This window comes from Streptomyces sp. NPDC037421 (assembly GCF_055602105.1).
The window spans coordinates 139,351-158,892 of record NZ_JBVJWV010000007.1 but is presented as its reverse complement, the minus strand read 5'-3'; the positions used below and the strand labels follow the sequence as shown (position 1 = coordinate 158,892).

Sequence of the window (19,542 nt, the reverse complement as noted above, 5' to 3'; positions counted from 1 at the left end):
TTCGGGTCGGCGTGCCCACCCCCGTAGAAATGGCCGCTCCCCGGCGCGGCCGTGCGAAGGATCCTCGTCCCGTGAACAACATCAGCTTCTTGCTCCCGTTCATCGTGCTCATCGGGGCGATGTTCCTGATGACCCGGTCCGCCAAGAAGAAGCAGGCCCAGGCCGCTTCGATGCGTGACCAGATGACGACCGGCACCGGCGTGCGCACCATCGGCGGCATGTACGCCACGGTCAAGGAGATCGGTGAGGACACCGTCACCCTTGAGGTGGCCCCGGGTGTCCACGCGGTCTACGCGAAGAACGCCATCGGTGCCGTGCTGGAGGACGCCGAGTACAACCGGATCGTCCACGGCTTCTCCGAGGCCCCGGAGGACGGCGCGCCGGTCGTCCCCGACGACGCCTCCTCGCTGACCGAGGGCGACGCCCCCAAGCTCGACCTGGGCAAGAAGGACGAGCCCAAGGACGACGACGAGCCGAAGGACGGCAAGACCGACGGCGAGCCCGGCGCCAAGTAGCGTCCGGCAGGAGCCGCGGCGGTGTCCGACCGGCATCCGCCGCGGTTCCCGCAGTGAACTTCTGCGGGGGGCAGGGGTCCCCACCACACATTTCGTGGCCGTCCGCGCGCTGACCCGGCGCGGGACGGTTGGACAGGGAGAAACGACAAGGTGGCAGCACCGAAGAAGGGCCGGCGGCCCACGGGGGCTCAGGGGAGGCCGGGGCGCGCCCTGGCCTTCATCCTGATCGCGATGGTGGCGCTCACCGCGGGGATGTTCCTCACGAAGCAGACGACGCCCCGCCTGGGCATCGACCTCGCCGGCGGTACGAGCATCACGCTCAAGGCCAAGAGCGAGCCCGGCAAGCCGGACGCCGTCAACGAGACCAACATGAACACGGCGGTCGGCATCATCGAGCGCCGCGTCAACGGTCTCGGTGTCTCGGAGGCCGAGGTCCAGACGCAGGGCCGCGACCACATCATCGTGAACATCCCCAAGGGGGTGAACGAGCAGCAGGCCCGCCAGCAGGTCGGTACCACCGCCCAGCTGTACTTCCGCCCCGTGCTGGCCTTCGCCGACGGCGCCCCCGCCGCTCCGGAGCCGAAGCCGAGCACGTCCCCGGGTACGTCTCCGAGCCCCTCCGCGAGCGGCTCCGGTGCCCCGAAGGCCGATGGCTCCAAGCCCTCCGCGTCGGCCACCCCGTCGTCCAGCGCCACTTCCCAGGGCCGTGTGCTCAGCGAGGCCCTCAAGGCCCCGGGCACCCCCACTCCCTCGCCCTCGGCGAGCGAGTCGAAGAAGGCAGACGACAGCAAGGCCACGCCTTCCGCCCCGGCCCCCGCTCCGACCCCGTCGGCCGACCCGGCCGTCGCGGACCTGCAGGCGAAGTTCGCCGCGCTGGACTGCACCAAGGAGGACCAGCGCGCCTCGGCCGGCAAGGGCGTGAAGCCCACGGACCCGATGATCGCCTGTGGCCAGCGCGGCAACGCCTGGGGCAAGTGGGTCCTCGGTCCGGCCCAGGTCGACGGCCAGGACGTGAAGGACGCCAAGGGCGTCATCGACCAGCAGCGCGGTCAGTGGATCGTCACCATGCAGTTCACCGACAAGGGCGCCGACAAGTTCGCCAAGATCACCGGTGAGCTGGCCACCAAGCAGTCCCCGCAGAACCAGTTCGCGATCGTGCTCGACGGCGAGGTCATCTCCGACCCGTCCGTCAGCCAGGCGCTGACCGGCGGCAACGCCGAGATCTCCGGCGGCTTCACCCAGCAGTCCGCGCAGGACCTGGGCAACATGCTCTCGTACGGCGCCCTGCCGCTGTCCTTCCAGGAGGACAGCGTCACCACCGTCACCGCCGCGCTCGGCGGCGAGCAGCTGAAGGCCGGCCTGATCGCCGGCGCCATCGGCCTCGCGCTCGTGGTGATCTACCTGCTGGTGTACTACCGGGGCCTGGCCTTCATCGCCATCGTCAGCCTCCTGGTCTCCGCGATCCTCACGTACACGATCATGGCGCTGCTGGGCAAGGGCATCGGCTTCGCCCTGAACCTGCCGGCCGTCTGCGGCGCGATCGTCGCGATCGGCATCACGGCCGACTCGTTCATCGTGTACTTCGAGCGGATCCGCGACGAGATCCGCGAGGGCCGCACCCTGCGTCCGGCCGTCGAGCGCGCCTGGCCGCGTGCCCGCCGCACCATCCTGGTCTCCGACTTCGTGTCGTTCCTCGCCGCCGCGGTGCTCTTCGTCGTCACCGTCGGCAAGGTCCAGGGCTTCGCCTTCACGCTGGGTCTGACCACCCTCCTCGACGTGGTCGTGGTGTTCCTGTTCACCAAGCCCGTCATGACCCTGCTGGCCCGGACGAAGTTCTTCTCCAGCGGGCACCCGTGGTCCGGGCTGGACCCGAAGCGGCTGGGCGCCAAGCCGCCGCTGCGCCGGTCCCGCCGCGGCGCGCCCGTCCCCGCCCCCGTCGACGCAAAGGAGGCGTGAGAGATGTCGAAGCTGGGAGATCTCGGCGCCAGGCTGTACCGCGGTGAGGTCGGCTACGACTTCGTCGGCAAGCGCTTTCTCTGGTACGGCGTTTCCATCCTGATCACCATCACGGCGATCGTGGCCCTGGCCGTCCAGGGCCTCAACATGGGCATCGAGTTCAAGGGCGGCGCCGTCTTCACCACCCCGAAGACCGCCGTCTCCGTCGCCAAGGCCACCGAGAGCGCGGAGAAGGCCTCGGGGCACGACGCGATCGTCCAGGAGCTCGGCACCGGCGGCCTGCGCATCCAGATCTCCGGTCTGGACACCGACTCCGCCGCCTCCGTGAAGAAGCAGCTCGGCACCGAGCTCAAGGTCGACGCGAACCAGATCAACGCCGACCTGGTCGGCCCGAGCTGGGGCGAGCAGATCGCGAACAAGGCCTGGACCGGCCTCGGCGTCTTCATGGTCCTCGTGGTGATCTACCTCGCCATCGCCTTCGAATGGCGGATGGCCGTCGCCGCGCTGATCGCGCTGATCCACGACCTCACCATCACCGTCGGCGTGTACGCGCTGGTCGGCTTCGAGGTCACCCCGGGCACCGTGATCGGTCTGCTCACCATCCTCGGCTACTCCCTCTACGACACCGTCGTCGTCTTCGACGGTCTGAAGGAGGGGTCGAAGGACATCACCAAGCAGACCCGCTACACCTTCAGCGAGATCGCCAACCGCAGCATCAACGGCACGCTGGTCCGCTCGATCAACACCACCGTCGTCGCACTGCTCCCGGTCGCGGGCCTGCTGTTCATCGGCGGCGGCTTCCTGGGCGCGGGCATGCTCAACGACATCTCGCTGTCGCTGTTCGTCGGCCTCGCGGCCGGTGCGTACTCCTCGATCTTCATCGCGACCCCGCTGGTCGTGGACCTGAAGGAGCGCGAGCCGGCGATGAAGGCGCTGACCAAGCGGGTGCTCGCGAAGCGCGCCGCCGCGGCGGCCAAGGGCGAGGACGCCGAGGGCACCGACGCCGGCGACGCCCCGCAGGTCGTGGCCCAGGGCGGCCAGGGGAGGCGGCGCCGGTGACCGCGCCCTCCTCCACCCCCGAACTCCGCGAGCTGCTGCTCGGCCGGATCAAGGACGTCCCGGACTACCCGAAGCCCGGCGTGATGTTCAAGGACATCACCCCGCTGCTCGCCGACCCGAAGGCCTTCGCGGCGCTGACGGAGGCGCTGGTGGAGCTGGCAGTCCGGTACGGCGCCACCAAGATCGTCGGCCTGGAGGCGCGCGGGTTCATCCTCGCGGCCCCGGTCGCCGTCCAGGCGGGCATCGGCTTCGTCCCCGTACGCAAGGCCGGCAAGCTGCCGGGCGCCACGCTCGCGCAGTCGTACGAGCTGGAGTACGGCACCGCCGAGATCGAGGTCCACGCGGAGGACCTGTCGGCCGGTGACAAGGTCATGGTCATCGACGACGTCCTCGCGACCGGCGGCACCGCCGAGGCGTCGCTGGAGCTGATCCGGCGGGCCGGTGCCGAGGTCGCCGGGGTGGCGGTCCTGATGGAGCTGTCCTTCCTCCCGGGGCGGGCCAAGCTGGCCCCCGCCCTGGCGGGTGCCCCGCTGGACGCGCTGATCGTGGTCTGACCCCTGCTCTGCCGAAGCGGCGGGTACCCGGGAATCGCCGGGTACCCGCCGTCTTCGCGTGCGGGGCCCGCCCCGATCGCGGGCGGGGCCGGAAAGGGCCACCGCTGGGGGCGGGGCGGAGCGGGCCTGGGGTCGCGTCCCGGGGAGCGACCACGGAGAACGGGGCGGCGGAACCCTCGCTACCATGGGTTATCCGGACCTGACCGGGGCCCCGGATCCGCATGAGGAGCGCTCTTGCCAGACGAGGTCCAGCCACTCTCCGCCGCACAGCCCGACCCGAAGGCCGACCCGGCCGCGGCGGCCGCAGCCACGCCCCCGCCGGCTCCGCCGGTCAAGCCCGTCCCGGCCAGGCCGGCCGGGTCCTCCAACCGGGTGCGCGCCAGGCTGGCACGCCTCGGCGTGCAGCGTTCCAACCCGTACAACCCGGTACTGGAACCCCTGCTCCGCATAGTCCGCAGCAACGACCCGAAGATCGAGACGGCGACGCTGCGCCAGATCGAGCAGGCCTACCAGGTCGCCGAACGCTGGCACCGCGGCCAGAAGCGCAAGAGCGGCGACCCGTACATCACCCACCCGCTCGCGGTGACCACCATCCTCGCCGAGCTGGGCATGGACCCCGCCACCCTGATGGCCGGCCTGCTGCACGACACCGTCGAGGACACCGAGTACGGCCTGGAACAGCTCCGCCGCGACTTCGGTGACGCGGTCGCCCTCCTCGTCGACGGCGTCACCAAGCTCGACCGGGTCAAGTTCGGCGAGGCGGCCCAGGCCGAGACCGTCCGCAAGATGGTCGTCGCCATGGCCAAGGACCCGCGCGTCCTGGTCATCAAGCTCGCCGACCGTCTGCACAACATGCGCACCATGCGCTACCTCAAGCGGGAGAAGCAGGAGAAGAAGGCCCGCGAGACCCTCGAGATCTACGCGCCGCTGGCCCACCGCCTCGGCATGAACACGATCAAGTGGGAGCTGGAGGACCTCGCCTTCGCGATCCTCTACCCCAAGATGTACGACGAGATCGTGCGGCTCGTCGCCGAGCGGGCGCCCAAGCGCGACGAGTACCTCGCCGTCGTCACGGACGAGGTGATGGTCGACCTGCGGGCCGCCCGGATCAAGGCCACCGTCACCGGCAGACCCAAGCACTACTACAGCGTCTACCAGAAGATGATCGTCCGCGGCCGTGACTTCGCGGAGATCTACGACCTGGTGGGCATCCGCGTCCTCGTGGACACCGTCCGGGACTGCTACGCGGCCCTCGGCACGGTGCACGCGCGCTGGAACCCGGTCCCCGGCCGGTTCAAGGACTACATCGCGATGCCCAAGTTCAACATGTACCAGTCGCTCCACACGACGGTCATCGGGCCCAGCGGCAAGCCGGTCGAACTCCAGATCCGCACCTTCGACATGCACCGCCGCGCCGAGTACGGCATCGCCGCGCACTGGAAGTACAAGCAGCAGACCGTCGCCGGCGCCTCCAAGGTCCGCACCGACGTCCCGCAGGCCGCCAAGGGCAGCGCCGGCCAGGACACGGTCAACGACATGGCCTGGCTGCGCCAGCTGCTCGACTGGCAGAAGGAGACCGAGGACCCGGGCGAGTTCCTCGACTCGCTGCGTTTCGACCTCTCCCGCAACGAGGTCTTCGTCTTCACCCCCAAGGGCGACGTCATCGCGCTGCCCGCCGGCGCGACCTCCGTGGACTTCGCGTACGCCGTCCACACCGAGGTCGGCCACCGCACCATAGGGGCGCGGGTCAACGGGCGGCTCGTACCGCTCGAATCGACCCTGGACAACGGCGACCTGGTCGAGGTGTTCACCTCCAAGGCCGAGGGCGCGGGCCCGTCCCGCGACTGGCTCGGCTTCGTCAAGTCCCCGCGGGCCCGCAACAAGATCCGCGCCTGGTTCTCCAAGGAGCGCCGCGACGAGGCCATCGAGCACGGCAAGGACGCCATCGCGCGGGCCATGCGCAAGCAGAACCTGCCGATCCAGCGCATCCTGACGGGCGACTCCCTCGTCACCCTGGCGCACGAGATGCGCTACCCGGACATCTCCTCCCTGTACGCGGCGATCGGCGAGGGCCACGTGGCCGCGCAGGGCGTCGTGCAGAAGCTGGTGCAGGCCCTGGGCGGCGAGGAGGCCGCCAACGAGGACATCGAGGAGAGCGTCCCGCCGTCGCGCGCCCGCGCCAAGCGGCGCGGCAACGCCGACCCGGGCGTGGTCGTCAAGGGCGTCGAGGACGTGTGGGTGAAGCTGGCCCGCTGCTGCACCCCGGTGCCGGGCGACCCGATCATCGGCTTCGTCACGCGCGGCAGTGGCGTATCGGTTCACCGCGCCGACTGCGTCAACGTCGACTCCCTCTCCCAGCAGCCCGAGCGGATGCTGGAGGTGGAGTGGGCGCCGACCCAGTCCTCCGTCTTCCTGGTCGCCATCCAGGTCGAGGCGCTGGACCGGTCCCGGCTGCTGTCGGACGTCACCCGGGTCCTGTCGGACCAGCACGTGAACATCCTCTCCGCGGCCGTGCAGACCTCCCGCGACCGGGTGGCCACCTCCCGGTTCACCTTCGAGATGGGCGACCCCAAGCACCTGGGCCACGTCCTGAAGGCCGTACGGGGCGTCGAGGGCGTCTACGACGTCTACCGCGTCACCTCGGCCCGCCGCCCCTAGGCCGGGGCGCCCCGGACATGACAGTGGGCGCCGCCCCCGAGGGGGTGGCGCCCACTGTCGCGTCGGGGAACGGCCGGATCAGGGGCAGCCCCACCAGACGAAGTTGAGGTTGCCTCCGAAGAGCGCGGAGACGGCGGTGGCCGAACCGAGGATCCACACCACGGTGCTCCTGCGGGCCCGGGCGAGGGCCAGCGCGAAGGGGAACAGCAGCGGGAACGCCGGCATGATGAAGCGCATCTTCGAGAAGTAGAAGCCCGCACCGCCCAGCGCCATCAGCATGATCATGGCCGCGAAGATCCAGACGACCATGGGGGGCCGGCGCCTGCGCGTCATGAGGACGAACAGCACCACGGCCGTGACCACCGTCAGCGAGACCACCACGTGGTTGAGGGTGGTGTGCACCTCGGTGAAGGTCTTCTTCAGCTCGTTGAGGGTGTCGAAGCCGCCGTCGTAGACCGAACCCCACCGGCGCTGGAGCTCGAAGTAGCCGTCCCAGCGGCCGAAGTGCCAGCCGACGTAGCCCACGTACCCGAACCAGCCCAGCGGGGCGATCAGCGAGGCCGCCACGATCCGGCCCACGGCCGGACGCTGCGAACGCCGCTTCCGGCGCCACTGCACGTACTCCCAGACGCCCGCCAGCACCACGGCCGCGACGATCGCCGAACCGGAGGGGCGGGTGGCCCCGGCGAAGAAGGCCAGCACGCCGGCCGTCAGCCAGGACTTCGTCATCACCGCGTACATCGCCCACACCGAAAGGGCGAGGAACAGCGGCTCGGTGTACGCCATCGACTGGACCAGAGCCGCCGGCACGATCGCGAACAGGGCACAGGTGAAGAGCGCGACCCGGCGTCCGTAGATCTTGTCGGTGACGGCGAAGATGCCCCACGCGGCGATCACCGAGGCGAACAGCGCCAGCCCCATCGCCACCCAGTTCATGGGCAGGTGCGTGACGTAGGAGATCCACCGCACCAGCGTCGGGTAGACCGGGAAGAACGCCATCTGGCAGCTCGGCCCCGCGAAGGCGCAGGGGGAGGGGGTCGCCAGCGGAGTCGTCAGGCTGTTCTCGGCGATGTGCAGGTAGTAGACGGAGTCCCAGCGCCCGCCCAGGATCTCCAGCGGCTGTACGTTCTTGCGGTGCGCCCAGAGCGCCATGACGGCGAGCCCGGTGGCACGCAGCGCGATGTGGACCAGCAGCGCCTTCCGGGCACGCTTCAGACTGGCGAGTACGCGCCGCCCGACGCCCCGGAGTCCCGAGTCCTTCTTGCTGGTGACCGGCCGGGCAACGAGAAGTGAGTCTGGGACATCAGCGCGTATCTGGGTATGCGTCACATTCGATCCTGGTCGTTGCCCGGCAGAAGGCCGCCGAGGCGGCACCGTACAACGGTACACAGGTGACAGGTGCTGCCAGCGCGCACCCTGTGTCCGGGCCACGTAACGAATGGGACGCACAAATGGGACGAGTGCGGGCCGGGCCGGGGAACCGCGTACGAAGATCGCCCGCGCGGCGCCCGCCCCGCGACGGCCGATGGGCACCACCGGACGGAACCGGCGGTGCCCATCGGTTTCGGCCCTCCGGGACGGAAGGCCGCGGCGGCGTCAGCCGCCGAACTCCTCCAGGCCCTTCAGCGCCTGGTCCAGCAGGGCCTGCCGGCCCTCCAGCTCACGGGCCAGCTTGTCGGCCTTCGCGTTGTTGCCGGCCGCGCGCGCAGCGTCGACCTGCTCACGCAGCTTGTCGACGGCCGCCTGCAGCTGCCCCGTCAGGCCGGCCGCACGGGCCCGCGCCTCCGGGTTCGTACGGCGCCACTCGCCCTCCTCGGCCTCCTGGATGGCCCGCTCCACGGCGTGCATCCGGCCCTCGACCTTGGGACGGGCGTCGCGCGGCACGTGGCCGATGCCCTCCCAGCGCTCGTTGATGGAGCGGAACGCGGCCCGGGCCGCCTTCAGGTCCGTCACCGGGACGAGCTTCTCCGCCTCGACGGCCAGCTCCTCCTTCAGCTTCAGGTTCTCGACCTGCTCGGCGTCGCGCTCCGCGAAGACCTCGCCGCGCGCCGCGAAGAACACGTCCTGGGCACCGCGGAAACGGTTCCACAGGTCGTCCTCGGCCTCGCGCTGCGCCCGGCCCGCCGCCTTCCAGCTGTCCATCAGCTCGCGGTAGCGGGCCGCCGTCGGACCCCAGTCCGTCGACTTCGACAGCGACTCGGCCTCCGCGACCAGCTTCTCCTTGGCCTTGCGGGCGTCCTCGCGCTGCGCGTCCAGCGCGGCGAAGTGGGCCTTGCGGCGCTTGGAGAAGGCGGAGCGGGCGTGCGAGAAGCGGTGCCACAGCTCGTCGTCCGACTTGCGGTCGAGCCGGGGCAGGCCCTTCCAGATGTCCACCAGCGCGCGCAGCCGCTCACCGGCGCTGCGCCACTGGTCGCTCTGCGCCAGCTGCTCGGCCTCGGTGACCAGGGCGTCCTTGGCCGTACGGGCCTCGTCCGCCTGCTTGGCCTTCTGGACCTTGCGCTCCTCGCGCCGCGAGTCGACCGTCGCCACCAGCTTGTCGAGCCGGACGCGCAGCGCCTCCAGGTCGCCCACGGCGTGGTGCTCGTCCACCTGGGTACGCAGGTGCTCGATCGCCGTCTGGGCGTCCTTGGCGGACAGATCGGTGGTCCGAACCCGCCGTTCGAGGAGGCCGATCTCGACCACCAAGCCCTCGTACTTGCGCTCGAAGTAGGCCAGGGCCTCCTCGGGGGTGCCCGCCTGCCACGAGCCGACGACCTGCTCGCCCTCGGAAGTACGCACGTACACGGTGCCGGTCTCGTCGACTCGGCCCCACGGGTCGCTGCTCACAGCGCCTCCTCCACCTGATGCCCGCCGGGGGTGGACCCCCGGGCATCGTCCACAGTTTCCTGGGGCGGGCAGCGCCCGCCCTGCACAACGCCAACATAGGCGACCGCCGGGCCGGCTGTCCGCATCCCGCACGACGGAATATCGACGTAGGGGCGGCGGGCCGGCCGGGCCCGGGGCCGCGGTGCCCCGTCAGTTCTTGGTGACGGTGCCCTTCTCGATGGTCACCGGGGTCTTGGGGGCCCCGTCCTGGGCCCCGTCGGCGGTCCCGGTCTTGGCCACCTCCTCCAGCACCTTCAGACCGGCCGCGTCGATCTTTCCGAAGGGGGTGTAGGACGGGGCGAGCGGGCTGTCCTTGTAGACGAGGAAGAACTGGCTGCCGCCGGTGCCGGGGCGGCCGGTGTTGGCCATCGCCACCGTGCCGGCCGGGTAGACCACCTGCCCCTGCTCGTTCGGCTTGCCCAGGGAGTCCAGGTTCTCGTCCGGGACGTTGTAGCCGGGGCCGCCCATGCCGGTGCCCTCCGGGTCGCCGCACTGGAGGACGAAGATCCCGCCGGTGACCAGGCGGTGGCACTTGGTCTTGTCGAAGAAGCCCTTGTCGGCGAGCGACTTGAACGAGTTGACCGTCTGCGGGGTCTTCGCGGCGTCCATCTCGAACTTCACGTCGCCCGCGCTGGTCTTCAGGTCGAAGGTGTACTTCGCCTTGTCGTCGATCGCCATGGCGGGGGAGGGGGACTTCTTCGGCGTGGGCGCCGACGGCGAAGACGAGGGGGCGGCCGCCGAGTCCTTCGTGTCCCCGCCGTCGAAGACGCCGGCCACGACGAGGCCGACCAGCGTGGCGATCACCACGGCCGAGGCCGCGCCGATGACCGCCAGACGCTGCCGCGACTTGCGCCGGGCCTCCGCGCGGCGCTTCTGCTGGCGCTCGTACTTCTCCCTGGCGAGCTGTCGCCGACGCTGATCGCTCGTGACCACCGGGTCGTCTCCTTGTGCGTCTCTGGTACCGCTGTCCGGGCTGGGTTAGGCCGTACCGTATATGGGTTCGCTGTGTAATGAGGGGCGCCGGTAGGCTCTGAGCAGCAGATTCCGATCTGCTGCCTCCCGCCGGACGACGATTGAGGACGAACGTGCTGATTGCCGGATTCCCCGCCGGGGCCTGGGGCACCAACTGCTACCTGGTCGCCCCCGCCGCCGGTGAGGAGTGCGTCATCATCGACCCGGGCCACCAGGCCGCCCAGGGCGTCGAGGAGACGTTGAAGAAGCACCGTCTCAAGCCCGTCGCCGTCGTCCTCACCCATGGCCACATCGATCATGTGGCCTCGGTGGTCCCGGTGTGCGGAGCACACGACGTACCGGCCTGGATCCACCCCGAGGACCGCTACATGATGAGCGACCCGGAGAAGGCGCTCGGCCGCTCCATCGGCATGCCGCTCATGGGGGAGCTGACCGTGGGCGAGCCGGACGACGTCCGCGAGCTCACCGACGGCGCCGCCCTGAAGCTGGCCGGGATGGAGTTCTCGGTGGCGCACGCGCCCGGGCATACCAAGGGGTCGGTGACCTTCCGGATGCCCGAGCAGGCCGACGTCCCGCCGGTCTTCTTCTCGGGCGACCTGCTGTTCGCCGGCTCCATCGGACGCACCGACCTGCCCGGCGGCTCCCACGCCGAGATGCTCCAGTCGCTGGCCCGCGTGTGCCTGCCGCTGGAGGACTCGACGGTGGTGCTGTCCGGCCACGGTCCCCAGACCACCATCGGCCGTGAGCGCGCGACCAACCCGTACCTCCGGGAAGTCGCCGCCGGCCTGGGGGACGGCACCGCCGCCCCACGACGAGGAATGTGACGAGAGTTTCGTGGCTACTTTTCAGGCCCCCAAGGGCACGTACGACCTGATCCCGCCGGTTTCCGTGAAGTACCTGGCGGTGCGCGAGGCCATCTCGGCGCCCCTGCGCAACTCCGGCTACGGCTACATCGAGACCCCCGGCTTCGAGGACGTCGGCCTCTTCGCCCGCGGCGTCGGCGAGTCCACCGACATCGTCTCCAAGGAGATGTACGCCTTCGAGACCAAGGGCGGCGACCAGCTCGCGCTGCGCCCCGAGGGCACCGCCTCCGTCCTGCGCGCCGCGCTGGAGGCCAGCCTGCACAAGAAGGGCAACCTGCCGGTCAAGCTCTGGTACTCGGGCTCGTACTACCGCTACGAGAAGCCGCAGAAGGGCCGCTACCGCCACTTCTCGCAGGTCGGCGCCGAGGCCATCGGCGCCGAGGACCCGGCGCTGGACGCCGAGCTGATCATCCTCGCGGACCAGGCGTACCGCTCGCTGGGCCTGCGCAACTTCCGCATCCTGCTGAACTCGCTCGGCGACAAGGAGTGCCGCCCGGTGTACCGGGAGGCGCTCCAGGGCTTCCTGCGCGGCCTCGACCTCGACGAGGAGACCGTCCGCCGGGCCGAGATCAACCCGCTGCGCGTCCTCGACGACAAGCGGCCCGAGGTGCAGAAGCAGCTGGTGGGCGCGCCCGTGCTGCGCGACCACCTGTGCGACGCGTGCAAGGCGTACCACGAGGAGGTCCGGGCCCTGGTCACGGCCGCCGGGGTCGCCTTCGAGGACGACGAGAAGCTCGTGCGCGGCCTCGACTACTACACCCGCACCACCTTCGAGTTCGTCCACGACGGCCTGGGCTCGCAGTCCGCGGTGGGCGGCGGCGGCCGCTACGACGGCCTGTCCGAGATGATCGGCGGACCGGCGCTGCCGTCGGTCGGCTGGGCGCTCGGCGTGGACCGCACCGTCCTCGCCCTCGAAGCGGAGGGCGTGGAGCTGGACGTCCCGGCCTCGACGTCGGTGTTCGCGGTCGCGCTGGGCGAGGCCAAGCCGGCCGTCTTCGGTCTGGTGACCGAGCTGCGCAAGGCCGGGGTCGCGGCCGACATGTCCTACGGTGGAAAGGGCCTCAAGGGCGCCATGAAGGACGCCAACCGCAGCGGTGCGCGCTTCGCGATCGTCGCGGGCGACCGCGACCTCGCCGAGGGCGTGGTCCAGCTCAAGGACATGGAGTCCGGCGAGCAGGCCGCCGTGGCGGTCGCCGACGTGGTCGCCGAGGTACGGGCCCGTCTGGCCTGACACCAGTGCCGTCCGCCGGGGGGGGGGGGGGGGGCCCCCCCCCCCCCCGCCCCCGGTGTTTTCCGGGGTGCCGCCCGGGGTGTTTCCGGGCCGTCCTTATCTCCTGCGAACGGATGGCGCCCGCCGCCGTACGGCACAATGGCCCCTGCTTGATGACCTTGCGGAAGCGGAGCGGCGGGATCGGGATGACGACAACAGGCGCAGGCGCGGACACCGCTCCGCGGACCTTCGGCGGGAGCCGGGCGCTGGCCCTGCTGCTGGTCATCACCGGAGCGGCCGGCCTGCTGGCCGCCTGGGTGATCACCATCGACAAGTTCAAGCTGCTGGAGGACCCGAACTTCGTCCCGGGCTGCTCCCTGAACCCGGTCGTCTCCTGCGGCAACATCATGAAGAGCGAGCAGGCGGCCGTCTTCGGCTTCCCCAACCCGATGCTCGGCCTGGTCGCCTACGGCATCGTGGTCTGCGTCGGCATGAGCCTGCTGGCCGGGGCCCGGTTCGGCCGCTGGTACTGGCTGACCCTCAACGCCGGCACCCTCTTCGGCGTCGGATTCTGCGCCTGGCTGACGTACCAGTCGCTGTACAACATCAACTCGCTCTGCCTGTGGTGCTGCCTGGCCTGGGTCGCCACCATCCTGATGTTCTGGTACGTCACCTCGCACAACGTGCGCCAGGGCCTGCTGCCCGCCCCCGGCTGGCTGCGCGGCTTCCTGGACGAGTTCACGTGGGTGCTGCCCGTACTGCACATCGGGATCATCGGCATGCTGGTCCTGACCCGCTGGTGGGACTTCTGGACCTCCTGAGCCGGGCCGCGCTGTCGGTGGGCTCGCTTAGGCTTCCGGTGTGGAACCAGACCTCTTCACCGCCGCAGCCGAGGACCGCCAGGAGAAGGACCCCGCGAGCTCCCCGCTCGCCGTCCGCATGCGCCCGCGCAACCTGGACGAGGTCGTCGGCCAGCAGCACCTGCTGAAGCCGGGCTCGCCGCTGCGCCGGCTGGTGGGGGAGGGCGCCGGGGGACCGGCCGGCGCCTCGTCGGTGATCCTCTGGGGACCGCCCGGCATCGGCAAGACCACCCTCGCGTACGTGGTCAGCCAGGCCACCCGGAAGCGGTTCGTCGAGCTGTCCGCGATCACGGCGGGCGTCAAGGAGGTCCGGGCCGTCATCGAGGGCGCCAAGCGCGCCGCCGGCGGCTACGGCAAGGAGACCGTCCTCTTCCTCGACGAGATCCACCGCTTCAGCAAGGCGCAGCAGGACTCGCTGCTGCCCGCCGTGGAGAACCGCTGGGTCACCCTGATCGCGGCGACCACGGAGAACCCGTACTTCTCGATCATCTCCCCGCTGCTGTCGCGCTCGCTGCTCCTCACCCTGGAACCGCTGACCGACGAGGACCTGCGGGCCCTGATGCGGCGCGCCCTGACGGAGGAGCGGGGCCTCGGCGGGGTGGTGTCCCTGCCCGCCGACGCCGAGGCGCACCTGCTGCGCATCGCCGGCGGCGACGCCCGCCGGGCGCTGACCGCGCTGGAGGCGGGGGCCGGCTCGGCCATCGCCAAGGGCGAGGAGGAGATCACCCTCCAGACCCTTGAGGAGGCCGTCGACCGGGCGGCGGTCCGCTACGACAAGGACGGCGACCAGCACTACGACGTGGCCAGCGCCCTGATCAAGTCGATCCGGGGCTCGGACGTGGACGCCGCGCTGCACTACCTGGCCCGGATGATCGAGGCCGGCGAGGACCCCCGGTTCATCGCGCGGCGCCTGATGATCTCCGCGAGCGAGGACATCGGCCTGGCGGACCCGACGGCCCTGCCGCTGGCGGTGGCGGCCGCGCAGGCCGTGGCGATGATCGGCTTCCCGGAGGCCGCGCTGACCCTGTCGCACGCGACCATCGCGCTGGCGCTGGCCCCGAAGTCGAACACCGCCACGACCGCGATCGGCGCGGCGCTGGCCGACGTACGGGCCGGGCTGGCCGGGGCCGTGCCGGCGCACCTGCGGGACGGGCACTACAAGGGCGCGGCGAAGCTGGGGCACGCGGTGGGCTACGTCTACCCGCACGACGTGCCGGGCGCGATCGCGGCGCAGCAGTACGCGCCGGACGAGATCCACGGGAAGCGGTACTACGAGCCGACGCGGTACGGGGCGGAGGCGCGGTACGCGGACGTGGTGGACAAGGTCCGCGAGCGGCTGCGGGGTTCCGGCTGAGCCCTTCCCCGGCCGGGCGGCGTGCGGATGCCCGCGGCGCCGCTCCCAGCCCCGCCCTTCCTCCGTTCCCCGGGGGCTCCGTCCCCGGACCCCCGCCCCTCAAACGCCGGCGGGGCTGAAACCGGCCCGGTCAGCGGCGGGCGGGGCCTAGGGTCCGGGCATGGGATGCCGTGGGCTCGTCGTCGCAGCCGCGCTGCTCGCCGCCGGGCGCCAGCACCCGGGCGCGGCCCACCGGCCGGTGCCGCTCACCGGGGCGGGCTTTCCGCCGGACAGGACCACCGCCGAGGTGCAGCTCGCCGGGCTGCCGGTCGGGTGGGGCAAGAACCGGCAGACGTACAAGAGGGAGGAGTTCGGCCGGTACTGGTCGGACGAGACCGACGGCGTCGGCGGGCGCAACGGCTGCGACACCCGGGACGACGTGCTGCGCAGGGACCTCTCCGAGCTGCGCGAGGGGGACCGCAACCCCTGCGTGGTGGTCTCCGGGGTGCTGCACGACCCGTACACCGGCAAGGCGCTCCCGTACTCCTGCCGGCCACGTCGTCGCGCTGGGCGCGGCCTGGCGGGCGGGCGCGTACGCCTGGACGCCGCAGCGCAGGCTGGAGTACGCCAACGACCTCGACGTGCTGCTCGCCGTGGACAAGCAGACCAACCAGGACAAGGGCAGCCGGACGGCCGACAAGTGGCGGCCGCCGCGGCGGGCCTACTGGTGCGAGTACGGGCGCCGCTACACCGGGATCAAGGCCAAGTACCGGCTGTCCGTCACGCCGCCCGAGAAGCTCGCGCTCCGGGAACTGCCGGCCGCCTGCCCCCGGTGAGACCTCAGTGCGCGGCGGCGGCGAACAGGGCGCGCATGGCGCGGCGCAGGCCGCAGACGTCCGCCACCGGCTCCGGGAAGTCGAACCGGGCGTCGAAGGAGGGCCGGCCGGGGCCGCCGGTGAAGCGCACGCGCAGTCCGAGGCGGTCCAGGGCCAGCGGGACGGCGGTCATCCCGGCCGTCTTCCGGGAGCCCAGCAGCCCGCACAGGTCGGCGACGCGCTCGGCGTGGGCGGAGGCGAGGTGCTGGAGCAGCTCCGTCTCGTGGGCGATGAGCGGGTCGGGCTCGGCGGCCGCCAGTTCGTCCGGGTCCACCGGCCCGGCGCCCCACAGGTCCTCCAGCGCGATCTCGCCGACCTCCAGGCGCAGCATCATCCAGGCGGGGCGGCCGGCGTACGGCGGGTCCTGCGACTCGGCCAGGCCCAGCAGCTCGCCCACCGGGTGCCGCTCCGCGAGCAGCGCCGCGCAGACCGCGCGGTCGTCCCCGCGGACCGGGGTCAGCCACCCGGCGAGGCGGGCGCGGGCTCGGATACGATGTGGCACGGACACCGGCGCCACATCCGTGATCTCGATCACGGCGGTGAGGTCGTCGTCCTGGGCGTGAGCGGCAGCCCTGGCAGCCGCGGATTCCCCTGGTACCAGGAGAATCACGTCCCCGTCCGGGGTGACGGTCCGCGCGGCCGGCACCCCTGTCCACCACTCGGCCTGGTCGGAAGCACCTGGCAGGGTGAGGGATACTGAGGCGTTGGACTCTACGAGGGTTCGTACGCGTTCGGCTCCGGTGAGCTGCCGAACGCCTTCCCTGGGACGCGGCTGACCTTGCTTATCGTCGTCGGAAGCGGATTTCGTTTCGTTGAAATCCGAACTGCGGCGCGCACTGGGCAGGGGGATCCCATGTGGTCGAGACATTACGTCCTCCTCGCTAAGGTAAGCCTCACCTAACTTACATGGAGGTAGGTTCCCCGTGAACCAGAAGCGACCCAAGGTCAAGAAGTCTCGTGCCCTCGGCATCGCCCTGACGCCGAAGGCCGTCAAGTACTTCGAGGCCCGCCCCTACCCGCCGGGCGAGCACGGCCGTGGCCGCAAGCAGAACTCGGACTACAAGGTCCGTCTGCTCGAGAAGCAGCGTCTGCGCGCCCAGTACGACATCTCCGAGCGCCAGATGGCCCGCGCGTACGACCGCGCGAAGAAGGCCGAGGGCAAGACGGGCGAGGCGCTGGTCGTCGAGCTCGAGCGTCGTCTGGACGCCCTGGTCCTGCGTGCCGGCGTCGCCCGCACCATCTACCAGGCCCGCCAGATGGTCGTCCACGGCCACATCGAGGTCAACGGTGGCAAGGTCGACAAGCCGTCGTTCCGCGTGCGTCCCGACGACGTCATCACGGTCCGCGAGCGCAGCCGCGAGAAGCACCCCTTCCAGGTTGCCCGCGAGGGTGGCTACGCCGGTGAGGGCGAGACCCCGCGCTACCTGCAGGTCAACCTGAAGGCCCTGGCCTTCCGCCTCGACCGCGACCCGAACCGCAAGGAAATCCCGGTCATCTGCGACGAGCAGCTCGTCGTCGAGTACTACGCCCGCTGATCCGGCGGCCGTAGCCCTCACAGGCTGGTATCGGCCCGCCGTCCCCTCCGGGGGGCGGCGGGCCTTTGCGTTGCCGGGCGCCGGCCGGGAACCCACTGCGCCCGCAGCACCAGCGCCTCGACCGTCAGCTGCCTCCCCTCGGCCGCGTGCGCCGCGTACCGCTCCGGGCCCAGCGCCTCCCCGGCTCGCTCCTGGCACGCCAGGCGTGGCGCGTTGAAGTACCCCGACCCGAACAGCCGCAGCCCGACCCCGTCCCACATCGGCTCCGCCGCGCCCTGGAGCACCGCGGCCTCGGCCGCCGCGCCCTCGGTGACCGTGACCAGCGCCAGCAGCTCCACCGCCAGCACCAGCCCGACCAGGTCCCGGAACGTGTGGTTCACCATCACGCACTCGGTGAGCAGCCGCCGGGCCCGCGCCGGGTCCCCCGCGTCCAGGGCCGCGTACGCCAGTACGTACAGGGCGTACGCCTTCGTCCAGCGCTCCCCGCGCTCCAGGCAGATGTCCCGGACCTCCTCGCACAGCGAGACCGCGCCCGCCAGATCGCCCTGGAAGGCCAGCGCCATCGCCAGCTCCACCTGGCACATCAGCACGTTGCTGTTCAGCTCCCCGGTCTCCCGGTAGCGCTCCAGCGCCTCGCCCAGCAGCTCACCGGCCCGGACCATCTCGTCCGAGACCAGCGCCAGACACCCCAGCCGGTGCACCGCGTACGCGGCCGCCACCCGGTTCCCCGTCCGCTCCGCGCCGTCCCGGCACTCGTGCAGCGCCCCCGCCGAGGCCACCGCGTCACCCTGGAGCGCCGCCACGTACCCCAGCACCCACAACGCCTTCAGCCGCGAGCCCTCGTACTCCTCGGCCTCCCCTCCGTCCCCGGCCTGTTCGGGGGCGGACTCCAGGCTGTGGGCGAGCCAGTGCCGGCCCTCGGTGAGCCGGCCGCAGCCCGCCCAGTAGAACCACAGGGTGCCCGCCAGGTACTGCCCCAGGTGCTGTTCCCCGGGCTCCTCCAGGCAGAACTCCAGAGCGAGGCGCAGGTTCGCCAGCTCCGCCTCCACCAGCGCGGCCACCTCCTGCTGGCGCGGGCCGAACCAGTCCAGCTCGCACCACGTGGCCAGCCCCACGTACCAGTCCCGGTGCCGCCGCCGCAGCCGCCGGGCGTCACCCAGCGACTCCAGCCACCCCGCCCCGTACAGCCGTACGGTCTCCAGCATCCGGTAGCGCACCCCCGCCGCCGTCTCCTCCCGGGCCAGCACCGACTGCGCGAGCAGCTCCCCGACCAGGTCGAGCACGTCGTCCGCCGGCAGGTCGGGACCCGCGCACACGTACTCGGCGGCGTCCAGGTCGAAGCGCCCGGCGAACACCGACAGCCGGGCCCACAGCAGCCGCTGCGCCGGGGTGCACAGCTCGTGGCTCCACCCGATCGCCGTCCGCAGCCCCCGGTGCCGGGGCAGTGCCCCGCGCGCACCGCCGGTCAGCAGGACGAACCGGTCCTCCAGCCGGGCCAGTACCTGCTCCGGGGACAGCATCCGCAGCCGGGCCGCGGCCAGCTCCAGGGCCAGCGGGATCCCGTCGAGCCGGGCGCACAGCTCGGTCAGGGCGGGGCGGTTCGCCGCCGTCACCGCGAAGGCCGGGTCGGCTGCCGCGGCCCGTTCGGCCAGCAGGGCCAGGGCCTCGGCGGGGGCGGGCGGGGCCAGCGCGAAGAGCGACTCCCCGTCCAGGCCGAGCGGGCACCGCCCGGCCGCGAGCACCCGCAGGCCGGGGGAGCGGAGCAGCAGCTCCCGCAGCAGGGCGGCCGTCTCGTCGACCAGCTGCTCGTACCCGTCGAGGACCAGCAGGAGACGGCGTCCGGCCAGGTGCTCGGCCAGCACCGTGCGGGGCGGGCGGACGGTGTGGTCGGTGAGGTGGAGGGCCTCGGCCAGGGTGAACTCCAGCAGCGCCGGATCGCGTACGCAGGACAGTTCGGCCAGCCAGACGCCGTCGCAGTAGCGTTCCTGCGGCTCCTCGGCGGCCGCCCGGGCCGCGGCCAGCGCAAGCCGGGACTTCCCCACCCCGCCCACCCCGGTCACCGTGACCAGCCGGGAGGAGTCCAGGAGCCGCGCCACCCCGGCGAGTTCGGCACCCCGCCCGACGAGGGAACTCAGCTCCGAGGGAAGATTGCCCGACGGCGCTCGTCGGGTGGGTCGCTGTCGCATGGGACACGGAGAGTACTGTTCCGGACGCGCCGCGTACAAGGCGGGTCGGCGGGGGCGTGCACCGGACCCGGAATTCCGGTACTGCGGCGGATCTCCGGCGC

At 71.6% G+C, this 19,542-nt stretch carries 16 protein-coding genes; 11 read left to right on the top strand and 5 right to left on the bottom strand.

The features are described from left to right. Positions 1 to 71 precede the first annotated feature (71 nt). The 5 genes from yajC (at position 72) to ACZ7IF_RS13465 (ending at position 6,742) form a co-directional block, all read left to right on the top strand. Positions 72 to 515 (top strand): preprotein translocase subunit YajC, encoded by a 444-nt coding sequence (yajC, locus tag ACZ7IF_RS13485; protein WP_470968735.1) that lies wholly within the window; start codon positions 72 to 74, stop codon positions 513 to 515. A 150-nt stretch (positions 516 to 665) separates the two neighbouring features. Then, positions 666 to 2,471, top strand: coding sequence for a protein translocase subunit SecD (gene secD, locus ACZ7IF_RS13480; RefSeq protein WP_470968732.1), 1,806 nt, complete (start codon positions 666 to 668; stop codon positions 2,469 to 2,471). Between the two features lie 3 nt (positions 2,472 to 2,474). Then, positions 2,475 to 3,530: a protein translocase subunit SecF gene (gene secF, locus ACZ7IF_RS13475; RefSeq protein WP_470968727.1), complete on the top strand. Its 1,056-nt coding sequence runs from the start codon at positions 2,475 to 2,477 to the stop codon at positions 3,528 to 3,530. Continuing rightward, complete coding sequence (locus ACZ7IF_RS13470; RefSeq protein WP_470968724.1) at positions 3,527 to 4,084, top strand: adenine phosphoribosyltransferase; 558 nt, start codon at positions 3,527 to 3,529, stop codon at positions 4,082 to 4,084. Before secF ends, ACZ7IF_RS13470 begins: the two co-directional genes overlap by 4 nt. A 234-nt stretch (positions 4,085 to 4,318) precedes the next feature. Beyond that, complete coding sequence (locus ACZ7IF_RS13465; RefSeq protein WP_470968721.1) at positions 4,319 to 6,742, top strand: RelA/SpoT family protein; 2,424 nt, start codon at positions 4,319 to 4,321, stop codon at positions 6,740 to 6,742. A gap of 78 nt (positions 6,743 to 6,820) precedes the next feature. Here the strand turns inward: ACZ7IF_RS13465 and ACZ7IF_RS13460 are convergent, their stop codons facing one another. The 3 genes from ACZ7IF_RS13460 to ACZ7IF_RS13450 all read right to left on the bottom strand — a co-directional run bounded on the left by ACZ7IF_RS13460 (position 6,821) and on the right by ACZ7IF_RS13450 (position 10,540). Then, entirely contained in the window at positions 6,821 to 8,071 is a 1,251-nt protein-coding gene (locus ACZ7IF_RS13460) for a glycosyltransferase family 39 protein (RefSeq protein WP_470968717.1), read from the bottom strand. A gap of 267 nt (positions 8,072 to 8,338) precedes the next feature. Next, the gene (locus ACZ7IF_RS13455; protein ID WP_470968711.1) at positions 8,339 to 9,568 is read right to left on the bottom strand and encodes a DUF349 domain-containing protein; all 1,230 of its coding nucleotides are present in this window, start codon (positions 9,566 to 9,568) and stop codon (positions 8,339 to 8,341) included. Between the two features lie 189 nt (positions 9,569 to 9,757). Next, complete coding sequence (locus tag ACZ7IF_RS13450) at positions 9,758 to 10,540, bottom strand: peptidylprolyl isomerase (protein ID WP_470968706.1); 783 nt, start codon at positions 10,538 to 10,540, stop codon at positions 9,758 to 9,760. A gap of 152 nt (positions 10,541 to 10,692) precedes the next feature. On the opposite strand from ACZ7IF_RS13450, the gene ACZ7IF_RS13445 reads away from it, so the two are divergent. The 5 genes from ACZ7IF_RS13445 (at position 10,693) to ACZ7IF_RS13425 (ending at position 15,681) form a co-directional block, all read left to right on the top strand. Further along, positions 10,693 to 11,403, top strand: a complete 711-nt coding sequence (locus ACZ7IF_RS13445; protein ID WP_470968702.1) for an MBL fold metallo-hydrolase — start codon at positions 10,693 to 10,695, stop codon at positions 11,401 to 11,403. 10 nt (positions 11,404 to 11,413) lie between these two features. Next, positions 11,414 to 12,673 carry a histidine--tRNA ligase gene (gene hisS, locus ACZ7IF_RS13440; protein ID WP_470968699.1) on the top strand — a complete coding sequence of 420 codons (1,260 nt, stop codon included), beginning with the start codon at positions 11,414 to 11,416 and terminating at the stop codon, positions 12,671 to 12,673. A 185-nt stretch (positions 12,674 to 12,858) separates the two neighbouring features. Beyond that, positions 12,859 to 13,473: a vitamin K epoxide reductase family protein gene (locus tag ACZ7IF_RS13435; protein ID WP_470968695.1), complete on the top strand. Its 615-nt coding sequence runs from the start codon at positions 12,859 to 12,861 to the stop codon at positions 13,471 to 13,473. A 40-nt stretch (positions 13,474 to 13,513) separates the two neighbouring features. Further along, complete coding sequence (locus ACZ7IF_RS13430) at positions 13,514 to 14,866, top strand: replication-associated recombination protein A (RefSeq protein ID WP_470968692.1); 1,353 nt, start codon at positions 13,514 to 13,516, stop codon at positions 14,864 to 14,866. Positions 14,867 to 15,036: 170 nt separating this feature from the next. After that, positions 15,037 to 15,681, top strand: coding sequence for a GmrSD restriction endonuclease domain-containing protein (locus tag ACZ7IF_RS13425; RefSeq protein ID WP_470968687.1), 645 nt, complete (start codon positions 15,037 to 15,039; stop codon positions 15,679 to 15,681). A 4-nt stretch (positions 15,682 to 15,685) separates the two neighbouring features. On the opposite strand, the gene ACZ7IF_RS13420 is transcribed toward ACZ7IF_RS13425, so the two are convergent. Continuing rightward, entirely contained in the window at positions 15,686 to 16,588 is a 903-nt protein-coding gene (locus ACZ7IF_RS13420) for a DUF2470 domain-containing protein (RefSeq protein ID WP_470968684.1), read from the bottom strand. A 55-nt stretch (positions 16,589 to 16,643) separates the two neighbouring features. Between ACZ7IF_RS13420 and rpsD the strand changes: the two genes are divergently transcribed. Further along, positions 16,644 to 17,255 carry a 30S ribosomal protein S4 gene (rpsD, locus tag ACZ7IF_RS13415; RefSeq protein ID WP_365156943.1) on the top strand — a complete coding sequence of 204 codons (612 nt, stop codon included), beginning with the start codon at positions 16,644 to 16,646 and terminating at the stop codon, positions 17,253 to 17,255. A gap of 17 nt (positions 17,256 to 17,272) precedes the next feature. Here rpsD and ACZ7IF_RS13410 read toward each other — a convergent pair whose 3' ends face one another. After that, the gene (locus ACZ7IF_RS13410; RefSeq protein ID WP_470968679.1) at positions 17,273 to 19,441 is read right to left on the bottom strand and encodes an ATP-binding protein; all 2,169 of its coding nucleotides are present in this window, start codon (positions 19,439 to 19,441) and stop codon (positions 17,273 to 17,275) included. Positions 19,442 to 19,542: the final 101 nt, after the last annotated feature.